We start from the raw sequence: 22287 nt of genomic DNA, 5'->3' as shown, positions 1-22287 counted from the left end.
TCCCGGCGCGGGGCATCCCGGCGCGGGGCTAAACCGCCCGAGGCTCACGCCGCTTAGGGCACACGCGTGGCGCGGCGAGCCCTCACGCATCCGGCCCGGCGCGGCACAAGCGCACGCACCAGGGTGGGCGTGCGCCGCGCCCCGGCCAGCGCGCCGGTTCATGGTCAAAAGCGGCTCTAGCGCTTATGTAGCAAGCGCAAGCAGCTATGCTTTTGATACTTCCACCAGCGCATCCACCACCACGGCACCCTGGCCTGCGGCGCCCACCATCACCGGGTTCAAGTCCAGCGATGCAATGGCGCCGCCGGCACCCGCGATCACCCGGCCCACCGCCACGGCGACGCGCGACAGGGCGGCCACGTCCAGCGGCGGCTCGCCGCGCACGCCATCCAGCAGCGGGGCGATGCGCAGCGTGCGCAGCGCGGCCTGCACGTCGGCCTCGGAGAACGGGGGCAGCAGCACGGCGCAGTCCTTGAGCGCCTCGACGTACTTGCCGCCGTCGCCCACCACCACCACGGGGCCAAAGATCGGGTCCATGCGCGCGCCCACCATGAACTCGTGCTGGCCCTTGCGCGTGGCCGCCACGATCACCCCGTCGCGCTGCACGCCCATGGCGTCCATCTTGGCCCAGAAGCGCTCGAACAGCTCGGCCGCCTGCTCGCGCGTCTGCACGTTGAGGGCCACCAGCCCGTGCTCGGACTTGTGCGGCACCTCGGCCGAGCAGGCCTTCACGACCGCGGGCGCGCCGATGGCGTCAAACGCTGTGCGCGCCTGGTCGGCGGTACGGCACAGGTGCATGGGCACCGTGGGCACGCCGTGGCGCGCCAGCAGGCCCAGGCTGTCCACCTCGTTCAGAAAGCCCTGTGTGCCGGCAGGCACCTGCACATGGGGCAATGCGGGCCACGTGGCGCGCGGCTGGCGCATCCGTTCCGTGTGGCCGGCCACTTGGGCCAGCACGGCGATGGCCTCGCCCTCGTTGGGGAAGGTGGCGATGCCGTGCGCGCGAAAGGGCGCCGCCACGCTCTCCTGCCACGCGGCCACGGCCACGGGCTTGCCCGTCGCGGCCTCGAAGGCCGCGGCGTCGCGGGCGAACCGGTCCACGTCGTAGCCCGCGCCGGCCACGGGAATGTTCAGGAAGAACAGGTCCGCCGCCGGATCCTGCGCCACGGCGGGCAGCACGTCGCCGAACAGGCCGCTGTTGGACAGCAGCGCGGCGGTGACGTCGATGGGGTTGCTGGCGGTGGCAAAGCCCGGCAGCTTGGCGGCCACGTCGGCCTGCGTGGCGGGGCTCAGCTCCGCCAGGGACAGGCCCATGTCTTCGGCGGCGTCGGCGCCCATCACGCAGCTGGCGCCGGAGTTGCTGATCACCACCAGGCGGCGGCCCTCGGGGCGCCAGCCCTTCAGGTAGGCGTGCGCGGCGCGTGCCTGCTCATGCGGGTCGCGCACGCGCCAGATGCCGTGGTGTTTGAAGAAGGCGTCCACCGTACGGTCCTCGTTGGCCAGCGCGCCCGTGTGGGACGACGCGGCCTTCTGCCCGCTGGCTGACCGCCCGGCCTTCACCGCGACGATGGGCAGGTCGCGCTCGCGCGCGTAGGCGGCGGTGGCGGCCAGCATCTCGGGGTGGGCGATGTTCTCCAGGTACAGCAGCAGCAGTCGCACGTCGGGGTCGTGCGCCACGGCCCAGGCCATCTCGGACGCGGTCACGTCGGCCTCGTTGCCCGTGGCGTGCACATGGCGCACGCCCAGGCCGCGCCCGCGCAGCAGGCCGTAGGCCATGGCGCTCATGCCGCCGCTCTGGCTCACGATGCCCACGGGGCCATCCATGGGCGGCACTTCGATGAACATGGTGGAAAAGCCCGCGATGGCGCCCGTGCCGAAGTTGGCCAGGCCCTGCGTGTTGGGGCCGTACAGGCGCATGCCGGCGGCGCGCGCGGTGGCCACCATGTGGTCCTGCAGCTCGCGCCCGGCGGGGCCCGTCTCACCAAAGCCCGAGGCGATCACCACGGCGGACTTCACGCCGCGCGCGGCACATTCCTCCACCGCGGCGATGGTCTTGTCGCCGCCCACGGCGATAAGCGCCAGGTCGGGCACCTCGGGCAGCGCGGCCAGGCCGGCGTAGCTCTTGTGGCCCTGCACTTCCTCGCGCGCCGGGTTGATGGGATAGATCGTGCCCCGGTAGCCGTGGCGCTGCATGTAGTGGATGGGCCGGCCGCCGATCTTGTGGATGTTCTCGGAGGCGCCAACGATGGCGACCGAGCGGGGGTTGAGTGCAGAGGTAAGAAGGTCAGACATGATGGGTTGCGAGACGTTGGGCGTTCAGTCGCCCCGCCGCTGGCAGGGCCGTGGAATGCAATGGCAGGGACAGGGACAGGGTCAGGGACAGGGGCAGGCAGCCAGCACACGCCAGCTCGGCGGCAACCCGGCCGGGGCCTGAAGCCGGCCGCGCCGCCCCCGCAGCGCCCAGCGGGGCGAGCGTGTAGCGCGCGGCGCGGCCATTCAGCGGGCCTCAGTCAATCTTTGCGCCGGAGGCCTTGACCACCTTGCCCCACTTGTCCACCTCGGCCTGCAGGAAGCCGGCGTAGGCGGTGGGCGTGCTCCAGGCGGCGGCAAAGCCCTGGGCCTCGAAGCGCTGCTTCACCTCGGGGTTGTCCAGCGCCTTCTTCAGCTCGGCGTTCAGGCGGTCCACCACTTCCTTGGGTGTGCCCGCGGGCGCCAGCACGCCGTTCCAGGCGATGGCCTCGTAGCCGGGCAGGCCGGACTCGGCCACCGTGGGGATGTCCGGCGCGCTGGGCGAGCGCTGGCTGCTGGTGACGGCCAGCGCTTTCAACTTGCCGGCCTTCACGTGCGGCATGGACGAGAGCATGGTGTCGAACATCAGGTCCGCCTGGCCGCCCATCACGTCGGTGAGTGCGGGCGCGCTGCCCTTGTACGGCACATGCGCCATCTTCACGCCGGCCGACGCGCTGAACAGCTCGGCCGACAGGTGCGTGGACTGCCCGTTGCCGGATGACGCGTAGTTGAGCCCGCCCTGCTTGGCCTTGGCCAGCGCGATCAGCTCCTTCACGTTGTTGGCGGGCGTGGCGGGGTGGGTCACGATGACCAGCGGCCCGCTGGTGAGCTGCGAAACGGGCGCGAAGTCCTTGGTGATGGAGTAGTTGAGCTTGCTGAACAGCGAGGGGTTGATGGCATGCGCCGTGGTGGCCACCACCAGCGTGTAGCCGTCCGCGGGGCTGCGGGCCACGGCTTCGGCGCCGATGTTGGCACCCGCGCCGGGGCGGTTGTCGATCACGAAGGGCTGGCCCATCTGCTCCTGGAGCTTTTGCGCCACCACGCGCGCCACGATGTCGGTGGGGCCGCCGGGCGGGTAGGGCACGACCAGCTTCACGGGCTTGTTCGGGTAGTCGCTGGCCCAGGCAAAGGGCGTGGCGGCGGCGCACAGCGCGGCGCAGGCCAGGCCCGTGAAGCGGCGGCGGTGTAAAGAGGTGAATGGCATGGTTTGTCTCCTTGTGATCTTTCAGTCGATGGATGAAAAGCGCGGCCGATGCAACTGGCGCAACCGAAACCAGGGCAGCCGAGCAAGGGCCTGGGCCGGCCGCGCCGCCCCGCAGCGAGGGCTGCGTCCCCCTGCCCGCGTTGCGCAGCAATGCGAGAGCGGGGGGAGGACGCGAAGCGTCTCAGGGGGGTGTTGCTTCATCTGGCACGAAGCGCAGCAGCGGCTGGCCCAGGTGCTCGAAGAATTCGGCGCGCACGCGCTCGCCGATCTGCACGCCCGCGGCCGCGTGGCCCATGAGGCGCGGGCCCTCGTCGAGCTGCACGATCGCCAGCGTGTAGGGCGCCAGCGCGCGGAAGTCCTCCGAGGGCGCGCGCGCCACCACCGTGGTGGCGCGCACGGTGGCGGTGCCGGCGGCGTCGCGCCAGTCCAGCCCGTCGTGGCCGCAGCGTTGGCACGCGTAGCGCGCCAGGGTCTGGGCATGGCCGCAGGCGGCGCAGCTTTGAAAGCGCACCACGCCCGCGCGCAGGCCGTCGTTGAAAGGGGTTGCCAGCGAGGTCATGGCGGTCAGCCCTCCGTTGAAAGAATGAGGCTCACGTGGGACGACATCACGCCTCCGTCGGCATGGATGAAGGCGCGTTGCGGCGCACGGATCTGCCGCTCGCCCGCCTGGCCCGTCATCTGCCGCCAGGCCTCCACGGTGTGGGCCATGCCGCCGGCCACGCCGCAGTGGCCGAACGACAGCAGGCCGCCGTGCGTGTTCAGCGGCAGCGCGCCCGTGGGCGCGAAGTCGCCCGCGCGGGCCCGTGCGGCGGCGCCGGCGCGCGGCGCGAAGCCGATCTCTTCGAGCAGCATCACCAGCGTGATCGTGAAAGAGTCGTAGATGCCCAGGTAGTCGATGTCCGCAGGGGTCAGGCCGGCCTCGGCAAAGGCCTGGGCGGCGGCATCGGATGCGCCGCACCGCATCACGTCGGCCATGGCGGTGAGGTGCTGGTGGCGGTGTGCCTGACCCGCGCCCGCCAGGCGCACCGGGGCGTGCGGGCCGGGCTCGGCCGAGACGACGAACGCCATGGCGCCGTCGGAAATGGGGCAGCAGTCCAGCAGCGACAGCGGCGCGGCGATGGGCTTGGCGGCCAGCACCTCGGCATGGGTGATGGGCGTGCGCAGGTGCGCCTCGGGGTGGCGCGCGGCGTTGGCGCGCATGAGCACGGCGAACTCGGCCAGGTCGGCGCTGGTGACGCCCGTGCGGTGCATGTATTCCGAGGCCATCAGCGCGTAGTACGCGGGCACGCTGGCGCCGTTGGGCACCTCGTAGTCGGCGTCGCCCACCTGGGCCAGGGTCTGGATGGAGCTGTCGCGCGACTGGCCCGTGAGGCGGTTCTCCCCCGCCACCACCAGCACGTTGCGGCAGCGGCCCGAGCGCACCAGCTCGCGCGCGGCCATCAGCATGGCCGCGCCCGTGGCCCCGCCCAGCTGCATGCTGTGCGCGTAGTGCGGCGCCAGTGCGAAGCGCTCGCAGAACAGCGTAGACAGCATCAGGTGCTGCAGCGTGGTGGCGTAGCCGCACAGCACGCCGTCGATGTCGGCGCGTGCCAGGCCGGCGCTGGCCAGCGCCTGGTGCGCGGCGCCTGCCATCAGGTCGAGCGCGCCGCGCCCTTCGTGGCGGCCAAAGGGTGTGCTGCCCGCGCCGCGCAGGTAGGCGGGGGAGGGTGGGGTCATCGCGGGGTCTCCGGGAGGGTTCTTGAGGGGGAGGCTGCGCCGGCCTGGCGGCGGCTGGTGCGCACGGCCTCGGACCAGCGCACCTGGCATACGGTGGATTCGCGCATCAGCGCCTGGGCCATGGCGGCTTCCCGCGCGAGGATGCGGTCGTTCAGCGCGGCAATGCTCAGGGCCGCCACGGGGCGTCCCTCGGGGTCGAGTACGGGCACGGCGATGCCGCCCATGCGCTCAACGACCACGTCCAGCAGCACCACGTGGCCGCGTTCGCGCGCGTCGGCGATGCGCTCGCGCAGCAGCGCGGGCGTGATGCGCGGGTAGCGGCTCATCTGGCTGGCGAGGATTTCCAGCGCCGCCTCGCGCTCGGCCTCGGGCATCCAGGCCAGCAGTGCCAGGCTGCCGGCCCCGGCGCCCAGCGGGCGGCGGCTGCCCACGCGCAGGTAGTTGGCGCGGATGGGGTAGGTGCCTTCCTCCACGTCGATGCACAGCGACTCCACGCCGCTGGGGATGGACAGCACCACGCTGTCCTCGAACTGGCCCACCAGCCGCAGCAGGCTGGGCCGCGCCAGCGGCCGCGGGTCAAAGCGCCGCAGCGCGGCCGCGCCCAGCACCATGAGTTCGGGCCCGAGCGAGAACTGCTTGCTCTGCGCATCGCGCGCGACGAAGCCGTCGCGCACCATCACCTCCAGCAGACGCAGTGTGGTGGCCTTGTCCAGTTCGGCCGCAGCGGCAATGTCGGTCAGGCGCGCGTTGCCGCCCTCGGACATCACCCGCAGCACGCGCATGGCGCGCTCCACGGTGGACGTGCTGCCACCGGGCAGGTGGTTCACCACGGCCTTGGGGCGTGCGCTGGAGGGGGTGGGGGGCATGGCGTGTGTTTCTTTGGATGAAACGTGATCTGTCATGAAATTTAGGCGTGGGTGCGGTAGTTGGTCAAAGACCGTGTTTCAAATTTCAATGGCTAAAACAGTTGCGCCGCGATGCGAGGGCTTACCCTGATGAAAGCGGCGGCCGCGCCGCGCGCATGCCCCACAATCGCCGGCTTGCCGACCCTTGTGCGCGCCCGTTGCGGCGCACGCCGCCCTTCCATGCCCCATGCCGTTTCCCTGCTGCGCGCCGCGCGCCTGGCCCGCAGCGCCAAGCCGTTCCTGGCGCGCGGCGGCTCGCGCCGCGAGCGTTGCGAGGGCTGCCGCCTGCCCCTGAGCCACTGCCAGTGCGCGCTGCGCCCGCAGCCCGCGGTGCGCGCGGGTATGTGCCTGCTGATGGCGGACACCGAGCCGCTCAAGCCCAGCAACACGGGCTGGCTGATCGCCGACCTGGTGCCCGACACCCACGCGTTTGGCTGGGCGCGCACCGAGGTCGATCCCGCCCTGCTGGCGCTGCTGGCCGACCCGCAGTGGCAGCCCTACGTGGTGTTCCCGGGTGAGTTCGCGCAGGCCGCGCGCGTGGTGCAGGCCGTGGCGCCACAGGCCGACGCGGCTGCGCCCGCCGCTGCGCCGCAGGGCCCGCGCCCGCTGTTCGTGCTGCTGGACGCCACCTGGACCGAGGCGCGCAAGATGTTCCGCAAAAGCCCCTATCTGGACCGCTTCCCGGTGCTGAGCCTGCACAGCGACGAGGCCTCGCGCTACCGCCTGCGCCGCTCCAAGCGCAGCGACCATTTCTGCACCGCCGAGGTGGCGGCGCTGTGCCTGGCGCAGGCGGGCGACACCCACGCGGCCGCGTTGCTGCTGGCCTGGCTGGACGTGTTCAGCGAGCGCTACCTGCTGGCCAAGCACCAGCGCCCCGTGGACCTGGACAGCGCTGCGCACCAGCAACTGCGCGCGCTGGCCGGCCCGCAGCACACCGGTTGACGCAGTTGGTTGCACCGCGGGCCGCGGCGCTGCGCACAATGCCAAGTCTTTCGCTGACAACGCCATGCACCGCCGACTCGCCCTCTCGCACGTACTGACCGCCGCCCTGGCACTGGCCGCCGGCTGTGCCAGCGCGCAGCCCAGCTACACCATCAGCACCCAGCAGCTGCAGCAGGCACTGGCCGAGCGTTTCCCGCGCAGCTACCCGCTGGGCGGGCTGCTGGACCTGCAGTTGCAGACGCCGCAACTCACGCTGCTGCCCGAGCGCAACCGCCTCAACGCCGTGCTGGACGTGGCGGCCAGCGGCGCGCTCCTGCAGGCGCGGCGATACACGGGCGCGTTCGATGTGGACTTCGGCCTGCGCTACGAACCCACCGACCGCACCATCCGCGCGCACGACCTGCATGTGAACGCGCTGCGCCTGGACGGTGTGCAGCCCTCTGCCGCCGGCATGCTGCAGCGCTACGGCCAGCAGTTGGCCGACCAGTCGCTGCGCGAGGTGGTGCTGCACCAGCTGCGCGACAAAGACCTGGCGCTGGCCGACGGCATGGGCCTGCAGCCCGAGAGCATCACCGTCACCCCGCGCGGGCTGCTGGTGCGCTTCGGCACCAAGCCGCTGTCGTGAATGCTGCGCTACTCATAGCGCTTCGCGCTGGATACGCAAGCGCTGCGGGCTGTTTGGATGCAAATGCGCAGCGTGAGGGCGGCTGTCCTACGCCGTTGCGCCGCCAGCGCGGTTACAAATAGGGTTTTGCCCTTCGTTGCGCCGCGCAGCGTCTGCGCGGCCCGCCGCACCATGACCACAGCTTTGCCCGCCAGCCCGTCCAGCGTCTTTGCGTCCTCGCCCAATCCGGTGGTGGTGATCACCGGCGCCTCCAGCGGTATCGGCCACGCCACGGCGCTGGCGTTTGCGCGCCGCGGCGCGCGCCTGGTGCTGGCCGCGCGCAACCCTGACACGCTGGCCCCTGTGGCGCTGGCCTGCCGCGCCGAGGGTGGGCAGGCGCTGGGCATTCCCACCGACGTGACCGACGCCGACGCGGTGCAGGCCCTGGCCGACAAGGCGGTGCGCCACTTCGGGCGCATCGATGTGTGGATCAACGGCGTGGGCGTGGGAGCCGTGGGGCGCTTTGACGATGTGCCGCTGGCCGCGCATCGCCGCGTGATCGAGTCCAACCTGCTGGGCCACGTGCACGGCGCGCACGCGGCGCTTACGCGCTTTCGCGCGCAGGGCCACGGCCTGCTGGTGAACCTGATCTCGCTGGGCGGCTGGGTGCCTGCGCCCTACGCGGCCGCCTACACGGCCAGCAAGTTCGGCCTGCGCGGCCTGTCCGAAAGCCTGCGCGCCGAGGTGGTCGACCTGCCCCAGGTGCATGTGTGCGACGTGGCGCCCACGTTCGTCGATTCGCCGGGCCTGTCGCATGGCGCCAACTACACGGGCCGGCGCATCCGCCCGCCGCTGCCCATGGTGGACCCGCGCGCGGTGGCCCAGGCCATCGTGGACCTGGCCGATGCGGCCCACCCGCGCGCCGTCACCTGGCTGGGCCTGGGCGCGATGCCCGGGCGTGTGGCGCATGCGCTGGCGCCGCAGGGCACGGCGCGCGCCATGCGCTGGTTCAGCGACCTGGGGCTGCGCCGGGCAGCGCCCGCGCCGCTCACCCAAGGCAATCTGTTTGCCCCCTCGCACCAGACCTCCATCGACGGCGGCCACCGCCAGCGCATGGCGGGATCGGCCACGGTGGTGGCGGTGCTCGGTGTGGTCGGCCTGGCGGTGGGCTGGTGGTGGGGACGCGGACGGCGCTGATGCTCCTATTTACATAGCTGTCGGCGCTTGATGGGCGGGCGCTGTAGGCCTTTTTTATGCAAAGCAGCAGCGCCCGGCGTTTTCCTACAGCCCGCGCGCGGCCGGCTGCCTACGATGGCGCTGCCGGGGCCGCACCATGTGTGGCGCGGCATCCCACCTGCCACCGCCAGGACGCCGCCATGACCTCTCGCCCCTCCCACACCCACGCCACCGACGCCACCGACGCCGCGCCGCCGCCGGCCGAAAGCCACCCCGCCCACACCTTCACGCTGTACGCATCGGGCGGGCGCGTGTACGCCAGCAATGTGCGCGACAAGCTCATCGACCTGGGCGCCCTCGCACCGCAAGCGCAGGGCTGGGCCTACCAGCTGGACGGCGACGGGCGCGTGGAGGCCGAAGGCTTTGACGATGCGCGGCAAGCGCTGGCCCACATCGCCGCCAGCATCACCTTCCTGTACCTGGACGGGCAGTTCACCGCGCTGCAGGATCTGGGCGACCGCTCCCGCCCCGACGTGCGCGAGGCCCCGCAGATCCAGGTGGCGCTGGACCCGCGCGGACAGGCCCGGCCCGCCATCGGCGCGGCGGCGTAGGCGGTGCCTTTCAACCCCACGGCCCTTTGTGCGGAGAACGCGATGCAAGTCCAACCCTATCTGATGTTCGATGGCCGCTGCGAAGAGGCGCTGGCGTTCTACGCCCAGGCGCTGGGCGCGCAGACGCAGTTGCTGATGCGCTTTCGGGACAGCCCCGAGCCGCCCGCGGGCGAATGCTCCGCGTCGGCCGCCGTGCCCGGCGACAAGGTCATGCAGGCGGAACTGCGCGTGGGGGAGACGACCCTCATGGCCTCGGACGGCATGGCGGGCGGCCACCCGGTGTTCAACGGCATCTCGCTCACGCTCTCGGTGGCCAGCGAGGTGGAGGCGCGCAGCAGGTTCGACGCGCTGGCCGACGGCGGCACGGTGGTGGCGCCGATGGCCAAGACCTTCTTTTCGCCCGCGTTCGGCATGGTCAACGACCGCTTTGGCGTGTCGTGGATGGTGCTGGCGGACTCCGCGCCGGGCTGAAGGCGCGGGGCAGGTGACGCGGGCGGGCCTTCGCTGCGGGAGCTGGGGCCCGCGCACAGGGCGCCAGGTTGCTCATGAAAAGGTAGCTGCCAGCGCTCAGCCCGACTGCCTTTGCGACGGTTTTTGCTCGAAGATTGGGCTGCCATCGTTCCACGCATGGGCCGCAGTGTCGCGCCGGCGCCCGCTGGGCAAATGGCCTTCCGTCCCCACATGATGCACAGTGCCTGCGCCGTGTCGCCGCGCCGGCCTTGGAAAGGAACCCCATGAACACCCGCGCCAGTCCCGTCCTGCAATCCCAGCCCCTGGGGCCGCTGTGGCCCACGCTCGATCCGTTCCTGTTCTGCGCCCACCATGACGACGCCTACCCCGCCGGCAACGGCGCCATGGGCGTGCAGGCGGTGGCGCTGGAGGGGCGCCAGATGGGCAGCGACTTCAGCCGCAAGGACGGCTTTTCGATGTACCACGGCGAGCACGTGCCCGGCTTTCCCGGCCACCCGCACCGGGGCTTCGAGACCGTCACGCTGGTGCGCAAGGGCCTGATCGACCATGCCGACTCGCTGGGCGCGGCCGCGCGCTTCGGTGGCGGCGACGTGCAGTGGGTCACCGCCGGCGCGGGCATCATGCATTCGGAGATGTTCCCGCTGCTGAACACCGACGCGCCCAACCCGCTGGAGCTGTTCCAGATCTGGCTGAACCTGCCCGCGCGCCACAAGATGGTGCGGCCGCACTTCACCATGCTGTGGAACGAGCGCATCCCGCGCCTGGAGCATGCCGACGCGGCCGGCCTGCGCACCACGGTCACCGTGGTCGCCGGCGCGCTGGACGGCGCCGGTGCGCCGCTGCCGCCGCCCCCCGAGTCCTGGGCCGCGCAGGCGGACGCCGACGTCGCCATCTGGACGCTGCGCATGGAGCCCGGCGCGCATTGGACGCTGCCGGCGGCCCGCGGACAGGGCACGCGCCGCATGCTGTACTGGTTCGTGGGCGAAGGGCTCTCGATCGCCGGCGAGCCCCAGGGCGGCCACGCGGCGCTGGAGGTGGCGGCCGATCGGGCGCTGGAGCTGGTCAACACCGGCGGCGACACCGTGGAATGCCTGCTGTTGCAGGGCCGTCCCATCGGCGAGCCGGTGGTGCAGTACGGCCCGTTCGTGATGAACACCCAGCAGGAAATCATGCAGGCCATGCAGGACTTTCGCCGCACGCAGTTCGGCGGCTGGCCCTGGGACGCGAGCGACCCGGTGCACGGCAGCGCCCCCCGGCGCTTTGCGCGCCACCCGGGCAGCGCGCAGGACGAGGTGCCGCAGGCCTGAATGCCTGCGCAGCGGCCGGCCCGGCCGCCCGCGCGGCCTTGGCGTGTGCGGGACAATGGCGGCCTTGCGGCGGCGCCTGCCCGCGCCGCCGCCCTCCACGGAAACCAAGCCATGAACATCACCCAAGACACCGCCGTCACGCTCAGCTACCGCGTCACCGATCCCGCCACGGGCAAGCCGCTCGATGCCGGCAATGTGGCCTACCTGCACGGCGGCTACGAGAACATCTTCCCCAAGGTCGAGGCCGCGCTGGAAGGCCAGGCCCCGGGCCATGCCGTCACGCTGGACCTGGCGGTGGAGGACGCATTCGGCGCGCGCGACGAGAGCTTGGTGCGCACCATCCCCAAGAGCGAGTTCCCCCCCGGCGTGAAGGTGGGCGGCCAGTTGCAGGGGCCCGGCGCCGACGGCCAGCCGCAGATGTTCCACGTGGTCAAGATCAAGGGCCCCGTGGTGCACCTGGACGGCAACCACCCGCTGGCCGGCAAGGCGCTGCGTTTTGCCTGCAAGGTGACCGAGGTGCGCGCCGCCACGGCCGAGGAGATCGCCCACCGCCATGTGCATGGCGGGCACGGGCACCACCATTGATGCTGCGTTATTGATAGCTGTCAGCGCTTGCCTATCAAGCGCCAGCGACCATTTTGGTTAACGCCTGCGCAGCAATGCGCGGCGCAGCAGGCGCTCCGCGCGGTCGCGGATCTGCAGCGGGCTGTGGCCGGGTCGGGGCAGCACGCGCGCCCGGCTGCAGGCGGCCAGGAAGTCGTGCAGCAGCGGCGAGTCGTCCAGCGTGACGGCCGCGCTGGCGCGGAATTCCGGGTGCCACTGCGTCGCCGCGATGTAGCCGCGCCCGTGGCTCGGGTTGCGGCGTATCGCCTCGGGCACGCCGTCGGGGTAGCTCCAGGCCTCGATGTCGAAGCCGGGCGCCAGGTTCTTGATGCCCTGGTGGTGGATGCTGTTCACGGTGACGCGCGGCTGCTCCGGATACAGCCGCGCCAGCCGCGTGCCGGGCACGATGTCCACCTCGTGGAAGTGCTGGTCGTAGGTGCTCGGGTTGCGGTGCTGCAGCGCGCCGGGGTGCTGGGTCTCGATGTCCTGGTACAGCGTGCCGCCAAAAGCCACGTTGATGAGTTGCAGCCCGCGGCACACGCCGAAGATGGGCTTGCCGGCCTGCTCGAAGGCCTCCACGACCGCCAGGTCGTACAGGTCGCGCACGCGGTCGCCCAGCCATGCGTCCTTGAGCGGCACCTCGCCGTAGCTGCCGGGCCAGACGTCCGCCCCGCCGTGCATCACCACGCCGTCGAGCCACTCGGCGTAGTGCTTGAGCGTGACGTCGCCGCGCGCGGTCTCGCCCGTGGGGCAGGGCACCATCACCACCAGCGCACCGGCCGACATGATCCAGTGCGCGATGGACTGCTCCACGTACTGCAGGGTCTTGTTGGTGAACAGCGGCCGGCCCGGGTCCGCATGCGAAAAGCACGCGGACAGGCCGATCTTCAGGCGCGGCTGGGAGGGCGTCACCGACGGCATGCGGTCGGGCTGTAGCCAGGGCGGCAGGACAGTCATCGGCTCAGTTGTAACACCGCGCTTGGCCGTACGCTGTAGGAACGAGCCGCAGAGCGCGGCTGTGCGTTTTGCTTGATACGAATCAAGCATGCAGGCGCCTACTGGGGCATGATAAAGACGAGGGGCGCTACCGTCTGCCCCATCGACCCATCCACTTCACGAAGGAGAAAACATGCAGATCCAGGTGCATACCGACGACCACATCCAGGGCGGCGAATCGCTGGCCCGCTGGGTGCAGGAAGAAGCCACCGCCAAGCTGGCGCGCTTTCGCGAGCACGTGACGCGCGTGGAGGTGTTCCTGTCCGATGTGGACGGCGGCAAGTCCGGCGCGGCCGACAAGCGCTGCGTGATCGAGGTGCGCCCCGCTGGCCGCCAGCCTGTGGCTACGCGTGCCGAGGCGGCCAAGGTGGCCGATGCTTTCACGGCGGCCGTGGAGAAGCTGGTGCGCGCGCTGGGCGACGACATCGAGCGCGCCAAGGACCGCAACGGCCGCGACACCATCCGCACGGCGGAGTGAGCGGGCGCTATTGATGCGATAGCTGCCAGCGCCTGACAGTAGGGCGCTGCAATGCGCAAAAGGCCGCAGGAGCGTTGGCTCCTGCGGCCTTTTGCCTTTCAGAAGCTGCTGCCCGGCTGCTGCAGGAAGGCGAGCTCCTCGGCCGTGCTGGCGCGGCCCAGTGCGGCGTTGCGGTGCGGATAGCGGCCAAAGCGCGCAATGATGTCCCGGTGCGCATGCGCGAAGTGCAGGCTGCCCGGGTTGCCCAGCGCGGTGAACAGGCGCACCGATTCTTCCTGCACGCGCGGCGACTCGCTGTGCATGTAGGGCATGTACAGGAAGGCGCGCTGCGCGGGCTCCAGCCGCGCGTCCAGACCCTGTGCCAAGGCCTCCTGCGCCAGCACCAGGGCCATGCCGTCCTGCGCGAAGGCGGCGGGGGTGTCGCGGTGCAGGTTGCGCGAAAACTGGTCGAGCACCAGGATTTCCGCCAGGCGGCCCTGGGCATCACCGCGCCAGTGCCACAACTCCCCCTGCGCGGCCTGCGCATGCAGCGCAGCGAAGCGGGTGCGGATGGCGGCGTCGAACGCGGCGTCCTTGGCGAACCATTGCTGCGGCGTGGCCTCGTCGAACCAAAAGCGCAGCACGTCGGCGGCGGTGGGGAGGGCGGGAGAGGTGGTCATGCCGCAAGTATGGGGTGCCGGCCGTGGACGTGCTTTGCTATTGAATAAATAGCTACCTACGCTTGATGGATAAGCGCTGGAGGCATATTTGACATAAAAAACGCGCCCGAAGGCGCGTTCTCTGTGAGCGGCGGAGGCTGCGGCTTACTTGCCGGCCATCACGCGCACCATTTCCAGGCACTTGTTGGAGTAGCCCCACTCGTTGTCGTACCAGGACACGACCTTCACGAAGGTCTTGTCCAGGGCGATGCCGGCGTCGGCGTCGAACACCGAGGTGCAGGTCTCGCCCACGAAGTCGGTGGCCACCACCTTGTCCTCGGTGTAGCCGAGGATGCCCTTCAGCGCGCCCTCGGACTGGGTCTTCATCTCGGCCTTGATCTCGTCGTAGCTGGCTTCCTTCTCCAGCTCCACCGTCAGGTCCACCACCGACACGTCGGAGGTGGGCACGCGGAAGGACATGCCGGTCAGCTTCTTGTTCAGCTCGGGGATCACCACGCCCACGGCCTTGGCGGCGCCGGTGCTGCTGGGGATGATGTTTTCCAGGATGCCGCGGCCGCCGCGCCAGTCCTTGTTGCTCGGGCCGTCCACGGTCTTTTGCGTGGCGGTGGCGGCGTGCACGGTGGTCATCAGGCCGCGCTTGATGCCCCACTTGTCATGCAGCACCTTGGCCACGGGGGCCAGGCAGTTGGTGGTGCAGGACGCGTTGGAGATGATGGCCTGGCCGGCGTAGGTGGCGTGGTTCACGCCGAACACGAACATGGGCGTGTCGTCCTTGGACGGGGCCGACATCAGCACCTTCTTGGCGCCGGCAGCGATGTGCTTCTCGGCGCTGGCCTTGTCCAGGAACAGGCCGGTGGACTCGATCACGATGTCGGCGCCGACTTCGTTCCACTTCAGGTTGGCGGGGTCGCGCTCCTGCGTCAGGCGGATCTTCTTGCCGTTGACGATCAGCGTGTTGCCCTCGACCGAGACCTCGCCCTTGAAGCGGCCATGCACGCTGTCATAGCGCAGCATGTACGCGAGGTACTCGGGCTCCAGCAGGTCGTTGATGCCAACGACTTCGATGTCGGAGAAGTTCTGCACGGCCGAGCGCAGTACGTTGCGGCCGATGCGGCCGAAGCCGTTGATGCCAATCTTGATCGTCATGGTGTGAGCCTCTAGGGATGGATGGATTGCAAAAAACGAGAACCGGGAGGGATCAGCGCGCGCGCTGCAGCGCGGCCAGCACCGTGTCGGCGACGTTCTCGGCCGTGAAGCCGAAATGCTTGAACAGCACGCCGGCCGGGGCCGACTCGCCATAGGTGTCGATGCCGACCACGGCGGCGCAGCCGTACTTCCACCAGAAGTCGGTCACGCCCATCTCGACGGCGATGCGCGGGATGCCGGCGGGCAGCACCAGTCGCTTGTACTTGGTGTCCTCGCGGTCGAAGGTGGTGGTGCTGGGCATGGAGACCACGCGCACGGCGATCTTCTTGGCGGCCAGCAGTTGCTGCGCGGCCAGGGCCAGCTGCACCTCGGAGCCGGTGGCGATGATCACGGCCTGGGCCTTCTTCTTCAGACCCACGGCGGCGGGCTCGGAGAGAATGTAGGCGCCGCGCGAGATGTCGCCCAGGTCGCTCTTGGACGCGTAGGGCAGGTTCTGGCGGGACAGCAGCAGCGCGGTGGGCTTGTCGCGGTTGGACAGGGCCACGCTCCAGGCCACGGCGGTCTCGGCCGTGTCGGCGGGGCGCCACACGTCCAGGCCGGGGATCAGGCGCAGGCTGGCGGCGTGCTCGATCGACTGGTGCGTGGGGCCGTCCTCGCCCAGGCCGATGGAGTCGTGCGTGAACACGTGCACTACGCGCTGCTTCATCAGCGCGGCCATGCGGATGGCGTTGCGGCTGTAGTCGCTGAATGTGAGGAAGGTGCCGCCGTAGGGGATGAAACCGCCGTGCAGCGCCAGGCCGTTCATGATGGCCGCCATGCCGAACTCGCGCACGCCGTAGTTGATGTGGCGGCCCACCTGGCCGGCCTCGGTCTTGGCCACGGCGCCGTTGGGCTCGATGCGCAGCGCGGGCGTGCTCTTGGTGTTGGTGAGGTTGGAGCCGGTCAGGTCGGCGCTGCCGCCCAGCAGTTCGGGCAGTGCGGCGGTGAAGGCTTCCAGTGCGATCTGGCTGGCCTTGCGGCTGGCCACGGTCTCGGCCTTGGTGTGCGCGGCCACCACGGTGTCCACCGCCACCTGGGCGAAGTGCTTGGGCAGGTCGCCAGCCATGCGGCGGGACAGCTCGAATGCCAGCTCGGGGTAGGCGGCCTCGTAGGCGGCAAAGCGCAGCGTCCACTCGGCTTCGGCGGCCTGGCCGGCCGCCTTGGCATCCCAGTCGGCGTACACCGACTCGGGGATCGCGAAGGGCTCGTGCGACCAGCCCAGGGCAGCGCGCGTGAGGTTGATTTCCTCGGCGCCCAGGGGCTCGCCATGGGCCTTGGCCGTGTTGGCGCGGTTGGGGCTGCCCTTGCCGATGACGGTCTTGCAGACGATCAGCGTGGGCTTGTCGGCGCTGGCCTTGGCTTGGCCGATGGCGGCGGCCACAGCTTCCACGTCATGCCCGTCCACGGCGTCGATCACGTTCCAGCCGCAGGCCATGAAGCGCTGCGGGGTGTTGTCGATGAACCAGGGCGCCACCTGGCCGTCGATGCTGATGCCGTTGTCGTCGTACAGCGCGATGAGCTTGTTGAGCTTCCACGCGCCGGCGAGAGCCACGGCCTCATGGCTGATGCCTTCCATCAGGCAGCCGTCGCCCAGGAACACGTAGGTGTGGTGGTCCACCACGGCGTGGCCTTCGCGGTTGAACTCGGCGGCCAGCAGCTTCTCGGCCAGCGCAAAGCCCACGGCGTTGGTCACGCCCTGGCCCAGCGGGCCGGTGGTGGTCTCCACGCCGGGGGTGATGCCGTGCTCGGGGTGGCCGGCGGTCTTGCTGTGCAGCTGGCGGAAGTTCTTCAGCTCCTGCAGGGGCAGGTCATAGCCCGTGAGGTGCAGCAGCGAGTACAGCAGCATCGACGCGTGGCCGTTGGACAGCACGAAACGGTCGCGGTCCATCCACTGGGGGTTGGTGGGGTTGTGCTTCAGGTGCCGGCCCCACAACGCCACGGCCATGTCGGCCATACCCATGGGGGCACCGGGATGGCCCGAGTTGGCTTGTTGAACGGCATCCATTGCGAGTGCGCGGATCGCATTCGCCATTTGTTGAGAATTGGCCATCGGGGCGGTTCCGGAAGGGGCTGTAAGGGTAAACCTGCAATTTTACCGGGCAGGCGGCCCCCCTGCCCACCAGCCGCGAATTGGGCGACCGCGCCGGTGGCCCGGCCTGCCGGCCATTGACACTTTTTTTACAGGCCGCCGAGGCCTTTCTACCCCGTTTTGATGCGCCCTTCGGGAGACTGCCTGTCATCTGTTTGGATTGGCAGGAGTGTGTTGTATGGACATCGTATGGGTTGCCGGGCTGGGCTTGCTCTGGCTGGCAGTGGCGCAGTTGGCCGTGGGCCTGGATCGCCTGGGACGGGCGCGCGGGGAGCCGGTGTGATGGCGCTCGAAGTTCTTTACGGCCTGGGAGGGCTGCTGGCCGTCCTCCTGATGGCCTACCTTGTGTTCGCGCTGGTCTGCGCCGAGGAGTTCTGACCATGAACACCTCTTCCTGGGGCCTGCTGGCCCTGTTTCTGGCATTGCTGGCCCTGCTGGCCTGGCCTCTGGGCCGCTGGCTTGCGGCCCTTATCGACGGGCGCCTGCCGCGCTGGCTGCTGCGGGCCGAGGCGCCGCTGTACCGGCTGGCTAGCGTGCGTCCGGACGAATCCATGGGCTGGCGCGCCTACGCGCTGGCACTGCTGGTCTTCAACGCGCTGGGTGCGCTGGCCCTCTATGGCCTGCAGCGCCTGCAGGGGTGGCTGCCGCTGAACCCCGAGGGCTTCGGCGCCGTGGCGCCCGACTCGGCGTTCAACACGGCCATCAGTTTCGTGACCAACACCAACTGGCAGGGCTACGCGGGCGAGAGCACCATGAGCTACCTCAGCCAGATGCTGGGCCTTGCGGTGCAGAACTTCCTGTCGGCGGCCACCGGCATTGCAGTGGCCTTTGTGCTGGTGCGTGGTTTTGCCGGGCGGGGCGAGGGCCGTCCGGCCGCGGGGACGCGTTTTGGCGCCGTCGGCAATGTGTGGGTGGACCTCACGCGCATCACCCTGTGGGTGCTGATGCCGATCGCCTTCGTGATCGCCCTCTTCTTCGTGTCGCAGGGCGTGATCCAGAACTTCGATGGCTACCACCGGGTGGCGACCGTCGAGGCCACCACCTACCTGGCGCCGCAGACCGGCGCAGACGGCCAGCCGCTGCTCGACGCGGCGGGCCAGCCGGTGGTGCAGGAGCTGCGCACGCAGACGCAGACGCTGCCCATGGGGCCCGTGGCCTCGCAGGAGGCGATCAAGCTGCTGGGCACCAACGGCGGGGGCTTCTTCAACGCCAACTCGGCCCACCCCTACGAGAATCCCACGGCGCTGGCCAACCTGGCGCAGATGCTGGCGATCTTCCTGATCCCCGCGGCGCTGTGCTTCGCCTTCGGCCGGGCGGTGGGCGACAGCCGCCAGGGCTGGGCGATCCTGGCCGCCATGGCGGTGATCTTCGTGGCCGCCGTGGTGGCCGTCACCTGGGCGGAGCGCGCAGGCAATCCGTTGCTGACGGCGCTGGGGGTGGACCCGGCCCTGGGCAACATGGAAGGCAAGGAGCTGCGCTTCGGTATCTCCGGCACGGCGTTGTTCGTGGCCGTGACGACCGCCGCCTCGTGCGGCGCCGTGGACGCCATGCACGACTCGCTCACGCCCCTGGGCGGCATGGTGCCGCTGGTGCTCATGCAGCTGGGCGAGGTGGTCTTTGGCGGCGTGGGCTCGGGGCTGTACGGCATGCTGGTGTTCGCCGTGCTGGCGGTCTTCATCGCCGGCCTGATGATCGGCCGCACGCCCGAGTACCTGGGCAAGAAGATCGAGGTGTTCGAGATGAAGCTGGTGTCATTCATCATCCTCGTCACGCCGCTGGTGGTGCTGCTGGGCACGGCCGTGGCCGTGAGCACCACGGCCGGGCGCGCCGGCGTCGCCAACCCCGGGGCCCATGGCTTCTCCGAGGTGCTGTACGCCTTCACCTCGGCGGCCAACAACAACGGCAGCGCCTTCGCCGGGCTGTCGGCCAACACCCCCTTCTACAACGCCATGCTGGGCGTGGCCATGTGGCTGGGCCGCTTCGCCGTGATCGTGCCGGTTCTGGCCCTGGCCGGGGCGCTGGCGGGCAAGCCGCGCCTGCCGGTCACCTCCGGCACCCTGCCCACGCACGGCCCGCTGTTCGTGGTGCTGCTGGTCGGCACCGTGCTGCTGGTGGGCCTGCTGAACTATGTGCCGGCGCTGGCCCTGGGGCCGGTGGTCGAGCACCTGATGCTCTGGAAGTGAGTCAACCATGACTTCGATGCAAAAAAATCTTTCGCTTGCCGATCCCGCCCTGCTGCGGCCGGCGCTGCGCGGCGCCTTCGCCAGGCTCAGCCCGCGCGCCCAGTGGCGCAACCCGGTGATGTTCGTCGTCTATGTCGGCAGCATCCTCACCACGCTGCTGTGGCTGAACACGCTCAACGCTCCCGGCGACACAGGCATGGGCGCCGGCTTCGTCCTGGCGGTGGCGTTGTGGCTGTGGTTCACCGTGCTGTTCGCCAACTTTGCCGAGGCCCTGGCCGAGGGGCGCAGCAAGGCCCAGGCCGCGTCGCTGCGCAGCCTGCGCAAGGACACCTGGACCAAGAAGCTCAAGGGCGTACACCGCGACAGCGGCTTCCTGCCCCAGCAGGCGACCGACCTGCGCAAGGGCGACGTGGTGCTGGTCGAGGCCGGCGACATGATCCCGCTCGACGGCGAGGTGATCGAAGGCGTGGCCTCGGTGGACGAGAGCGCCATCACCGGCGAATCGGCGCCGGTGGTGCGCGAGTCGGGCGGCGACTTCTCCGCCGTGACCGGTGGCACGCGGGTGTTGTCCGACTGGCTGGTGGTGCGCATTGGCGTGAACCCGGGCGAGTCGTTCCTGGACCGCATGATCGGCATGGTGGAGGCCGCCAAGCGCAGTAAGACGCCCAACGAGATCGCCCTCACCATCCTGCTGGTGGCGTTGACCATCGTGTTCCTGGTGGTGACCGTGACGCTGCTGCCCTATTCGGTCTTCAGCGTGCAGGCTTCCGGCGCGGGCACCGTGGTGTCGCTGACGGCGCTGGTGGCCCTGCTGGTGTGCCTGATCCCCACCACCATCGGCGGCCTGCTGTCGGCTGTGGGCGTGGCGGGCATGAGCCGCATGATGCAGGCCAACGTCATCGCCACCTCGGGCCGCGCCGTGGAGGCCGCGGGCGACGTGGACGTGCTGCTGCTGGACAAGACCGGCACCATCACCCACGGCAACCGGCAGGCCAGTGCCTTCCTGCCCGCGCCGGGCGTCGACAAGGCGCAGCTGGCGCAGGCGGCGTTGCTGGCCTCGCTGGCCGACGAAACGCCCGAGGGGCGCAGCATCGTCGAGCTGGCGCGGCGCGAGGGCGTGACCTCGCAGCCGGTGCCGGGGGCCCTGTTCGTGCCCTTCACGGCCCAGACGCGCATGAGCGGGGCCGACCTGCCGGCCGCGAAGGGCGGGGCGGGTGAGTGGGTTCTGCTGCGCAAGGGCGCCGTCGAGGCGCTGCGCCACCATGTTGAGGCGCTGGGCGGGCGTCTGCCGCCCGAGGTGGTCCAGGCCGCCGACGCGGTGGCACGCCGGGGCAGCACGCCGCTGGCCGTGGCCGAGGGCGCGCGCGTGCTGGGCGTGGTGGAGCTCAAGGACATCGTCAAGGCGGGCATCCGCGATCGCTTCGCCGAGCTGCGGCGCATGGGCATCCGTACGGTGATGATCACGGGCGACAACCGGCTCACCGCCGCCGCCATCGCGGCCGAGGCCGGTGTGGACGACTTCCTGGCCGAGGCCACGCCCGAGGACAAGCTGCGCCTCATCCGCCAGTACCAGGCCGAAGGCCGGCTGGTGGCCATGACCGGCGACGGCACCAACGACGCGCCCGCGCTGGCCCAGGCCGACGTGGCCGTGGCCATAGGCAGCGGCACGCAGGCCGCCAAGGAGGCCAGCAACATGGTGGACCTGGACTCCAACCCCACCAAGCTGCTGGAGGTGGTGGAGACCGGCAAGGCGCTGCTGATGACGCGCGGCTCGCTCACCACCTTCTCCATCGCCAACGACGTGGCCAAGTACTTCGCCATCATCCCGGCGATCTTCATGGGCACCTATCCGCACCTGGGCGCCCTGAACGTCATGGATCTGGCCAGCCCGTCCTCGGCCATCCTGAGCGCCGTGATCTTCAACGCGCTGATCATCGTCGTGCTCATCCCGCTGGCGCTCAAGGGCGTGCGCTACCGGCCCGTCGGCGCATCTGCGCTGCTGCGCCGCAACCTGGCGGTCTATGGACTGGGCGGGCTGGTCGTGCCCTTCGTGGGCATCAAGCTGATTGACATGCTGCTGGCCGCCAGCGGCCTGGTGTGAAGGAGCCGGAGATGAACAACAACCTCAACCCCAACCAAGGCCCGAGCCAGCGCCACGCGCTGCTGCGCCCGGTGCTGGCCCTGTTTGCCTTGCTGAGCGTGCTGACCGGCATCGTCTACCCGCTGGCCGTGACCGGCGCGGCGCGCGCCGTGTTCCCGCAGCAGGCGGCGGGCAGCCTGGTCGTGCAGGGCGAAACCGTCGTGGGCTCGGCGCTGATCGGCCAGTCCTTCAGCGACCCCCGCCATTTCTGGGGCCGGCCGTCGGCCACGGCGCCCATGGCTTACAACGCGGCGGCTTCCTCGGGGTCGAACCAGGGCCCGCTGAACCCGGCCCTGGTCGACGCGGTCCGGGCCCGCATCGAAGCCCTGCGCGCGGCCGACCTCGGCAACCAGGCGCCCGTGCCCGCCGATCTGGTCACCGCCTCGGCCAGCGGGCTGGACCCGCACATCAGCCCCGCCGCCGCCCTGTACCAGGCGCCGCGCATCGCCCGCCTGCGCGGCCTGGCGCCGCAGCAGTTGGTGGATCTGGTGGGGCAGCATACGGAGCAGCCGCTGCTGTTCGGCCTGATCGGCGAGCCGCGCGTGAACGTGCTGGCGCTCAACCTGGCGCTGGACGCCGCCCATGGCCGATGACTGGCTGCACCTGCTGTGCGCCCTGGCGGCGCTCGGTGTGCCCGTGCTGCTGGCCTGGGTGTTGGTGAGCCGGGGCCAGCGCCGCCGGCGCCGCCCCGCCCGCGGTGGCCGCCCGGCACCGCCCATGCGTTAACCT

22 protein-coding genes are annotated in these 22287 nt (G+C 70.5%); 13 read left to right on the top strand and 9 right to left on the bottom strand.

The features are described 5' to 3' along the window. Positions 1 to 204: 204 nt before the first annotated feature. From K2L43_RS17660 to K2L43_RS17640, 5 genes are all read right to left on the bottom strand, one after another. Positions 205 to 2292 carry an acetate--CoA ligase family protein gene (locus tag K2L43_RS17660; protein WP_220638132.1) on the bottom strand — a complete coding sequence of 696 codons (2088 nt, stop codon included), beginning with the start codon at positions 2290 to 2292 and terminating at the stop codon, positions 205 to 207. Positions 2293 to 2506: 214 nt separating this feature from the next. Then, a complete protein-coding gene (locus tag K2L43_RS17655; RefSeq protein WP_220638131.1) occupies positions 2507 to 3493 on the bottom strand; it encodes a tripartite tricarboxylate transporter substrate binding protein in 987 nt (328 codons plus the stop codon). A 181-nt stretch (positions 3494 to 3674) separates the two neighbouring features. Then, the gene (locus tag K2L43_RS17650) at positions 3675 to 4052 is read right to left on the bottom strand and encodes a Zn-ribbon domain-containing OB-fold protein (protein WP_220638130.1); all 378 of its coding nucleotides are present in this window, start codon (positions 4050 to 4052) and stop codon (positions 3675 to 3677) included. A 5-nt stretch (positions 4053 to 4057) separates the two neighbouring features. Continuing rightward, positions 4058 to 5209, bottom strand: coding sequence for a thiolase family protein (locus tag K2L43_RS17645; RefSeq protein ID WP_220638129.1), 1152 nt, complete (start codon positions 5207 to 5209; stop codon positions 4058 to 4060). Then, complete coding sequence (locus K2L43_RS17640; protein ID WP_220638128.1) at positions 5206 to 6075, bottom strand: IclR family transcriptional regulator; 870 nt, start codon at positions 6073 to 6075, stop codon at positions 5206 to 5208. Before K2L43_RS17640 ends, K2L43_RS17645 begins: the two co-directional genes overlap by 4 nt. 219 nt (positions 6076 to 6294) lie before the next feature. Here K2L43_RS17640 and K2L43_RS17635 point away from each other — a divergent pair, with 219 nt between their 5' ends. From K2L43_RS17635 to K2L43_RS17605, 7 genes are all read left to right on the top strand, one after another. Next, positions 6295 to 7056, top strand: coding sequence for a tRNA-uridine aminocarboxypropyltransferase (locus K2L43_RS17635; protein WP_220638127.1), 762 nt, complete (start codon positions 6295 to 6297; stop codon positions 7054 to 7056). A 64-nt stretch (positions 7057 to 7120) separates the two neighbouring features. Continuing rightward, positions 7121 to 7681 carry a DUF1439 domain-containing protein gene (locus tag K2L43_RS17630; RefSeq protein WP_220638126.1) on the top strand — a complete coding sequence of 187 codons (561 nt, stop codon included), beginning with the start codon at positions 7121 to 7123 and terminating at the stop codon, positions 7679 to 7681. Positions 7682 to 7852: 171 nt separating this feature from the next. Beyond that, entirely contained in the window at positions 7853 to 8857 is a 1005-nt protein-coding gene (locus K2L43_RS17625; protein ID WP_047351169.1) for an SDR family oxidoreductase, read from the top strand. A gap of 179 nt (positions 8858 to 9036) precedes the next feature. After that, the gene (locus K2L43_RS17620) at positions 9037 to 9447 is read left to right on the top strand and encodes a hypothetical protein (RefSeq protein ID WP_047351170.1); all 411 of its coding nucleotides are present in this window, start codon (positions 9037 to 9039) and stop codon (positions 9445 to 9447) included. A 42-nt stretch (positions 9448 to 9489) separates the two neighbouring features. Further along, positions 9490 to 9918: a VOC family protein gene (locus K2L43_RS17615; RefSeq protein ID WP_047351171.1), complete on the top strand. Its 429-nt coding sequence runs from the start codon at positions 9490 to 9492 to the stop codon at positions 9916 to 9918. A gap of 263 nt (positions 9919 to 10181) precedes the next feature. Then, complete coding sequence (locus tag K2L43_RS17610; RefSeq protein WP_011807050.1) at positions 10182 to 11225, top strand: pirin family protein; 1044 nt, start codon at positions 10182 to 10184, stop codon at positions 11223 to 11225. Positions 11226 to 11336: 111 nt separating this feature from the next. After that, positions 11337 to 11810 carry a peptidylprolyl isomerase gene (locus K2L43_RS17605; RefSeq protein ID WP_011807049.1) on the top strand — a complete coding sequence of 158 codons (474 nt, stop codon included), beginning with the start codon at positions 11337 to 11339 and terminating at the stop codon, positions 11808 to 11810. 57 nt (positions 11811 to 11867) lie between these two features. Here the strand turns inward: K2L43_RS17605 and K2L43_RS17600 are convergent, their stop codons facing one another. After that, a complete protein-coding gene (locus K2L43_RS17600; protein WP_011807048.1) occupies positions 11868 to 12785 on the bottom strand; it encodes a gamma-glutamyl-gamma-aminobutyrate hydrolase family protein in 918 nt (305 codons plus the stop codon). A 172-nt stretch (positions 12786 to 12957) separates the two neighbouring features. Between K2L43_RS17600 and K2L43_RS17595 the strand changes: the two genes are divergently transcribed. Beyond that, the gene (locus tag K2L43_RS17595; RefSeq protein WP_011807047.1) at positions 12958 to 13302 is read left to right on the top strand and encodes an HPF/RaiA family ribosome-associated protein; all 345 of its coding nucleotides are present in this window, start codon (positions 12958 to 12960) and stop codon (positions 13300 to 13302) included. 98 nt (positions 13303 to 13400) lie between these two features. Here the strand turns inward: K2L43_RS17595 and K2L43_RS17590 are convergent, their stop codons facing one another. From K2L43_RS17590 to tkt, 3 genes are all read right to left on the bottom strand, one after another. After that, complete coding sequence (locus K2L43_RS17590) at positions 13401 to 13961, bottom strand: DUF924 family protein (RefSeq protein WP_047351172.1); 561 nt, start codon at positions 13959 to 13961, stop codon at positions 13401 to 13403. A 144-nt stretch (positions 13962 to 14105) separates the two neighbouring features. Further along, the gene (gene gap, locus K2L43_RS17585; RefSeq protein ID WP_220638125.1) at positions 14106 to 15107 is read right to left on the bottom strand and encodes a type I glyceraldehyde-3-phosphate dehydrogenase; all 1002 of its coding nucleotides are present in this window, start codon (positions 15105 to 15107) and stop codon (positions 14106 to 14108) included. Between the two features lie 52 nt (positions 15108 to 15159). After that, positions 15160 to 17196, bottom strand: coding sequence for a transketolase (gene tkt / locus K2L43_RS17580; protein WP_220638124.1), 2037 nt, complete (start codon positions 17194 to 17196; stop codon positions 15160 to 15162). A 318-nt stretch (positions 17197 to 17514) separates the two neighbouring features. On the opposite strand from tkt, the gene K2L43_RS17575 reads away from it, so the two are divergent. From K2L43_RS17575 to K2L43_RS17555, 5 genes are read left to right on the top strand one after another with little or no spacing between them, the layout of a single operon-like run. Next, a complete protein-coding gene (locus K2L43_RS17575; protein ID WP_084002077.1) occupies positions 17515 to 17613 on the top strand; it encodes a potassium-transporting ATPase subunit F in 99 nt (32 codons plus the stop codon). 2 nt (positions 17614 to 17615) lie between these two features. Further along, entirely contained in the window at positions 17616 to 19418 is a 1803-nt protein-coding gene (gene kdpA, locus K2L43_RS17570; protein ID WP_047351176.1) for a potassium-transporting ATPase subunit KdpA, read from the top strand. 7 nt (positions 19419 to 19425) lie between these two features. Further along, a complete protein-coding gene (kdpB, locus tag K2L43_RS17565) occupies positions 19426 to 21519 on the top strand; it encodes a potassium-transporting ATPase subunit KdpB (protein WP_220638123.1) in 2094 nt (697 codons plus the stop codon). Between the two features lie 11 nt (positions 21520 to 21530). Beyond that, positions 21531 to 22151, top strand: coding sequence for a potassium-transporting ATPase subunit KdpC (gene kdpC / locus K2L43_RS17560; RefSeq protein WP_047351193.1), 621 nt, complete (start codon positions 21531 to 21533; stop codon positions 22149 to 22151). Continuing rightward, a complete protein-coding gene (locus tag K2L43_RS17555; protein ID WP_157497510.1) occupies positions 22141 to 22284 on the top strand; it encodes a hypothetical protein in 144 nt (47 codons plus the stop codon). The genes kdpC and K2L43_RS17555 overlap by 11 nt, the downstream gene beginning before the upstream one ends. The last annotated feature ends 3 nt before the right edge of the window (positions 22285 to 22287 follow it).

This window comes from Diaphorobacter sp. MNS-0, from assembly GCF_019602835.1.
Taxonomy (GTDB): Bacteria; Pseudomonadota; Gammaproteobacteria; order Burkholderiales; family Burkholderiaceae_C; genus Diaphorobacter; species Diaphorobacter nitroreducens.
The sequence above is the reverse complement of the archived record's forward strand: the minus strand, read 5'-3'. Positions and strand labels throughout refer to the sequence as shown.